This is a genomic window from Fluviicola sp. (assembly GCF_030151805.1).
Lineage (GTDB): Bacteria > Bacteroidota > Bacteroidia > Flavobacteriales_D > Crocinitomicaceae > Fluviicola.
This window is the reverse complement of record NZ_JASLCN010000097.1, coordinates 1-5,681: the sequence shown is the minus strand read 5'-3', so window position 1 is coordinate 5,681 and position 5,681 is coordinate 1. Positions and strand designations below refer to the sequence as shown.

Annotated in this window: 5 protein-coding genes; all 5 read left to right on the top strand. The window is 44.1% G+C overall.

All coding sequences use genetic code 11. The annotated features are described in order from the left end of the window. Positions 1-559, top strand: a 559-nt coding sequence (locus Q1V93_RS03760) for an aldo/keto reductase (protein ID WP_300661646.1), incomplete at its 5' end; no start/stop codon positions are given. A gap of 2 nt (positions 560-561) precedes the next feature. Next, positions 562-2,679, top strand: a complete 2,118-nt coding sequence (locus Q1V93_RS03755) for a nitrite/sulfite reductase (protein WP_300661643.1) — start codon at positions 562-564, stop codon at positions 2,677-2,679. Then, positions 2,669-3,445 carry a uroporphyrinogen-III C-methyltransferase gene (cobA, locus tag Q1V93_RS03750; protein WP_300661640.1) on the top strand — a complete coding sequence of 259 codons (777 nt, stop codon included), beginning with the start codon at positions 2,669-2,671 and terminating at the stop codon, positions 3,443-3,445. Before Q1V93_RS03755 ends, cobA begins: the two co-directional genes overlap by 11 nt. After that, positions 3,442-4,923, top strand: coding sequence for a TSUP family transporter (locus Q1V93_RS03745; RefSeq protein ID WP_300661637.1), 1,482 nt, complete (start codon positions 3,442-3,444; stop codon positions 4,921-4,923). The genes cobA and Q1V93_RS03745 overlap by 4 nt, the downstream gene beginning before the upstream one ends. Before the next feature lie 5 nt (positions 4,924-4,928). Continuing rightward, positions 4,929-5,615 (top strand): phosphoadenylyl-sulfate reductase, encoded by a 687-nt coding sequence (locus tag Q1V93_RS03740; protein WP_300661634.1) that lies wholly within the window; start codon positions 4,929-4,931, stop codon positions 5,613-5,615. Positions 5,616-5,681: the final 66 nt, after the last annotated feature.

The window sequence follows — 5,681 nt, the reverse complement described above, 5'->3', positions numbered from 1 at the left end:
CAAAAGTGTGGAACAGTCATTGAAACGCCTGAAACGCGATAAAATTGAAATTCTGATCCTGGAACATTTTGATTTCCTGGCGAATATTGAAGAAACGGCATCTGCGTTATTGAAATTGCAGCGAAGCGGAAAGATTTCGTATATCGGGGTTTCGAATTTCAATGTGTTTCAGCAGCGTTTGTTGTCGGCATCACTCTCACAGCCGATTATCACCAATCACCTGGAATTGAATCTCCTGCAAACAGAAGCATTGCATGACGGACGAATTGATTTTATCCGGGAACAGCACAGCCGGGCGCTTGCATTTTCGCCTTTGGCGGATGGGCGTATTTTGCTGGGAGAAGATGCACAAGCGGTGAAATTGCGTTTGGCTTTGATCGAGATCGGGAAAAAATACGAAGCAAATGTGGAACAGGTTGCTGTGGCCTGGTTAAATAAACTGGGAGCACTTCCGATTATCGGCAGCAAGGAAAAACGACGCATTCAGAATGCTGCAACGGCTCATTCCTTCGAATTGTCGCAGGAAGATTGGTATTACCTCTATCATGCGACCAAATAGTTATGGAAAGTTTTAGAACGGAATACGAACTTCAGACAGAAACGAAGAAAATCCGGGTCGAACAGGATATTCTCGAACTGGGAGAAAAAATTGCGGCCTTCAGGGAAGGAAAAATTCCGGATGATAAATTCCGCTCGCTGCGGCTGGCTCGTGGAGTTTATGGTCAGCGCCAGCTGGGAGTGCAGATGATTCGGATTAAACTTCCTTACGGAAAAGTGAATTCCCGGCAATTGCGACGGATTGCACAGGTGAGTGATGAATACAGTACCGGAAAATTACACATTACAACCCGGCAGGATATTCAGATTCATCACGTTTCCTTAGACCGGACGCCGCAATTATGGGCGGATTTGGAAAAAGATGACGTGACATTGCGGGAAGCTTGCGGAAATACGGTCCGGAATGTGACTGCGAGCGATAATGCCGGAATCAACCCCAACGAATTGTTTGATGTAACACCTTATGCAGAACAGGTTTTCCAGTATTTTTTGCGAAAACCATTCGGGCAGGAATTGGGACGGAAAATAAAGATTGCTTTCAGTTCCGACGACGTCGATGATGCATTTACTTTCATTCACGATTTTGGTTTTATTCCCCGGATTGAAACTGAAACCGGTTCTGACCAGGAATTAAAAGGCTTTAAGGTCCTGATCGGTGGTGGATTGGGTGCTCAGCCTTTTTTGGCAAACCTGGCTTATGAGTTTCTTCCGGCTGATGAATTGATTCCGTTTATCGAAGCTTCTATCCGCGTTTTTGATCGCTATGGCGAACGCAACAGCCGGAATAAAGCGCGTATGAAATACCTCATTTCAAAGTTGGGATTGGAAACGTTCATGAACCTGGTAAAAGAAGAGCGTTTGGCAGTTCAGTACGATTCGGAAAAGGATGCCGTAAAAAACCTGCTGGAAGCGGATTACGAAAACTTGCCTCTGCTTGAACTAAGCGATTTGTTTACGGATGATGCACTTTACAACGAATGGATCAGAACGAATGTCATCCTGCAAAAACAACCGGGATACCTGGCCGTTTATGCAAAAGTTTCTTTGGGTGATTTTTCTACCGATCAGGCACGTTCACTGGCAGATTTGCTGGACGAATTCGATTTTCCTGAATTGCGTTTTACCATCCATCAGAATATCCAGGTCAGGGGAGTAAAAGCAGAGCAATTACCGCTTGTTTATGCAAAATTGGTTTTATTGAACCTGGCGGATCCGGGATTCAATCGCCTGACAGATATTACAGCTTGTCCGGGAACGGATACCTGTAACCTGGGAATCTCCAACAGCACGCATGTGGCATTGGAACTGGAATCATTTATCCGGGTTTCCTATCCGGGATTGATCGAAGAAGCAGGAATTAAAATCAAAATCAGTGGTTGTATGAATTCCTGCGGTCAGCATGGCTTGGCGCAGATCGGTTTTCATGGAAGCTCCGTCAAAACCAAAGAAGGAACACTGCCAGCTTTGCAGGTATTACTCGGAGGAGGAAGTACGGGAGCAGGAACGGGAAGAATTGCTGAAAAAACGATTAAAATTCCAAGTAAACGGGTGTTGAAGGCCATTCAGGTCATTTTAGATGATTACCTCCATTTTCATGAAAATGCAGAGGTTTTCAACGACTACTACGACCGGCAGGGAAACGGGTATTTCTACAATTTGCTCAAACCGCTTACAGATCTGGAACACGTAGAAGAAACGGAATACCTCGATTGGGGACAAGATCAGCGTTTTGCTACAGCGATTGGAGTTGGGGAATGTGCCGGAGTGATGATTGATCTGGTGGCAACATTGTTTTGGGATGCGGAAGAAAAGCTGGAATTGGCTCACCACGCATTTCAGGAAAAGAGATATGCAGATGCCGTTTATTACGCCTATGCTTCCGGAATTCTCGGAGCAAAAGCCAGGTTGATTGAAAAAGGAGTGAAATGCAATACACAGCATGGTATCCTGGCGGATTTTGACACTCATTTTGGATCGACATTCCGTTTTTCAGAAGAAAGATCCTTCCACGATTTTATGCTGAGAATCAACCGGGAAAAAGCAAACGAATCGTTTGTGTCAGAGTACTTGAGCGAGATTGACACATTCATTACGAAATTAAAAATAAGAGATGAGCACTAAAGAAAATCCGAAAATATCTCTCGTCGGAGCAGGCCCGGGAGACATTGATCTGATTTCCGTAAAAGGATTGGATCGTTTGAAAAAAGCACATGTCGTACTTTACGATGCTTTGGTCAATGAAGAATTATTGACATATGCCCCAACGGCAAAAAAGATTTTTGTAGGAAAACGAAAAGGCTACAAAGTTTACGAACAGGAAGAAATCAATCAGCTCCTGGTGGAATCGGCAAATGAATTCGGGCATGTGGTGCGCCTGAAAGGTGGTGATTCCTTTGTCTTCGGAAGGGGAATGGAAGAAATTCAGTATGCCCGGAAATATCAAATTCCGACAGAAGTAATCCCGGGAATTTCAAGTTCGATTTCAGTTCCTGCATTGGTAGGTATTCCGGTTACACACCGCGGAGTGAGCAATTCATTTTTCGTGCTTTCTGCAACTTTGGCTGATGGATCGCTGAATCCGGAATTGAAAAAAGCAGTACAGCTGGATGCCACAATCGTGATTCTGATGGGCTTGAGTCAACTGGAAAAAATTGCCGCTTTGTATACCGAACAATCAAAAAACAGTCTTCCGGCTGCAGTGATTTATAACGGTTCTCTTCCGGAAGAAAAAATACTTACCGGAACGATTGAAACCATTGGGGAATTACACCGGGAAGCGGTAGTTGAAGGTCCGGGAGTGATTGTGATCGGAAATGTCGTTTCTTTTTCCAATGCAGGAGATTATTCGGAAACATTTAAGGAACTAAAATCGACCTGTCTTTCATGAGAGAATCAGCGGTGAACGAACTTTTTCCGGTTTTTCTGAAGACCAATGAACTGAATGTTTTATTGGTGGGAGGAGGAAATGTGGCCCTGGAAAAACTAAAGACGTTGTTGACGAACTCACCGGGAACCAACATATCGGTTGTTTCGAGGGAGTACCAGGAAGCATTTATAGATTTTGCGGAACGTCACGAAAATGTATATCTGGAAACCCGGGATTTCGAAAAAGAAGATATCCAGGACAAGCAACTGATCATTACAGCCTTGAACGATATAGACCTTTCGGAGGAAATCATGAACCTGGCAAGTGATTCCGGAATTTTATACAATGCGGCGGATAAACCGGATTTGTGTACGTTTTACCTTGGATCGGTCGTTCGGAAAGGACATTTGAAAATCGGTATTTCGACCAACGGTCAATCGCCCACTTTGGCCAAACGGCTCAAAGAAATCCTGGATGAAAATTTACCGGATGAATTGAACGAATCGGCCATTCAGCTCAATTCTCTACGTAATTTCCTGAAAGGAGATTTCCGGAAAAAAGTCAAAAAAATGAATCAGGCAACAGCAGGTTTGCTTGTCCGGGCTGAAAGACCCTGGTATTTTTTTTCACCCTGGAAATTACTGGTATATCTGCTCAGTGTTTTGGGAGTGATGTTAGCGGGACATTTGATTTTTACACTGATTCCGCTGGAAACAATCTGGCTTTCCGCTTCAGCAACCTTCGATTCATTAACCATTGATTTTGCATACTTCATTTTAGCAGGATTTATTGCGCAAATGATCGACGGTGCACTCGGAATGGCTTACGGAATCAGTGCCACGACTTTCCTCTTGTCATTTGGAATTTCTCCGGCGATTTCCAGTATGGCGGTTCACGCTTCTGAGATTTTTACCAGCGGTGTTTCAGGAATCATGCACTTGCGTTTCGGGAATGTGAACACACGGCTTTTCAAATCGCTGTTGATTCCGGGAGTGCTCGGGGCAATCCTGGGCGCTTATATTTTGTCGGAGTTTGAATCGTACAATCAGATTATCCGACCGATTGTAAGTGCTTACACTTTGTTTTTGGGAGCGTTGATCATTTACAAAGTGATTCGAAAGAAACAGGCGCGAAAGAAAGTGACGAAAGCAGGTTGGTTGGGATTTCTAGGAGGATTTCTCGATTCAATTGGCGGCGGTGGCTGGGGACCGGTAGTTTCTTCCACCTTGATTGCACGTGGAAAACATCCGCGAATGATTGTTGGTTCGGTGAACCTGGCGGAATTTTTTGTTTCACTGGCCAGTTCTTTCACGTTTTTCACGGTTCTCGGAGCAACTTCCGTTTGGCAGCCCATTGCAGGATTGATTTTAGGTGGAGTTTGCGCTGCACCGCTGGCAGCTTACCTGGCTTCGAAACTGAATATAAAAGCATTGATGCTTTTTGTGGGAATTGTAGTTGTGATAGTGAGTTTACGCAACTTTTTAACCTTGTTATTCTGAAAAAGATGATTGAAAAAATAAAAGAAATTACGTACGATACACTCGAAGATTATTTGGTCCGCCTATCGGAAATAAAAGATGTGAGGATTGCTTTTTCAAGCAGTTTGAGCTGGGAAGACCAGGTAATTACACACGCTATTTTCAGCCAGGATTTACCAATCCGGGTGTTTACACTGGATACCGGACGTTTGTTTCCGGAAACATACAGCGTAATTGAAGCCACGCGTCAGCGCTATCGGAAACCACTGGAAGTTTATTTCCCGGAACACGAAGCAGTTGAAACCCTGGTAACCCAAAAAGGACCGATCAGCTTCTATGAATCGATTGAAAACCGGAAAGAGTGCTGTTTCATCCGTAAAGTAGAGCCTTTGAATCGTGCTTTGGAACAGGTGGATATTTGGATTACCGGTTTACGTGCAGAGCATTCTGAAAACCGGAACGATTTGCAGTTGGTTGAATTGGATTCAGGAAGAGGAATCATCAAGGTAAATCCGTTGTTTTCCTGGAGCCTGGAAGAGGTGAAATCCTATATTGAAAAACACAATATTCCGAGCAACGTACTTCAGGATCGTGGGTTTGTGAGTTTGGGATGCCAGCCTTGCACAAGAGCAATCCGCGAAGGAGAACCGTTCCGCGCCGGAAGATGGTGGTGGGAAGATAATTCGAAGAAGGAATGCGGTTTACATAGTTAATTGAATTACGAATTACGAATTACGAATTACGAATTACGAATTACGAATTACGAATTACGAATTACG

What these genes read in the sequence shown, in the direction of transcription:
- Q1V93_RS03755 (WP_300661643.1), top strand. Translation starts at nt 562, where the DNA reads ATGGAAAGTTTTAGAACGGAATACGAACTTCAGACAGAAACGAAGAAA.
- cobA (WP_300661640.1), top strand. Translation starts at nt 2,669, where the DNA reads ATGAGCACTAAAGAAAATCCGAAAATATCTCTCGTCGGAGCAGGCCCG.
- Q1V93_RS03745 (WP_300661637.1), top strand. Translation starts at nt 3,442, where the DNA reads ATGAGAGAATCAGCGGTGAACGAACTTTTTCCGGTTTTTCTGAAGACC.
- Q1V93_RS03740 (WP_300661634.1), top strand. Translation starts at nt 4,929, where the DNA reads ATGATTGAAAAAATAAAAGAAATTACGTACGATACACTCGAAGATTAT.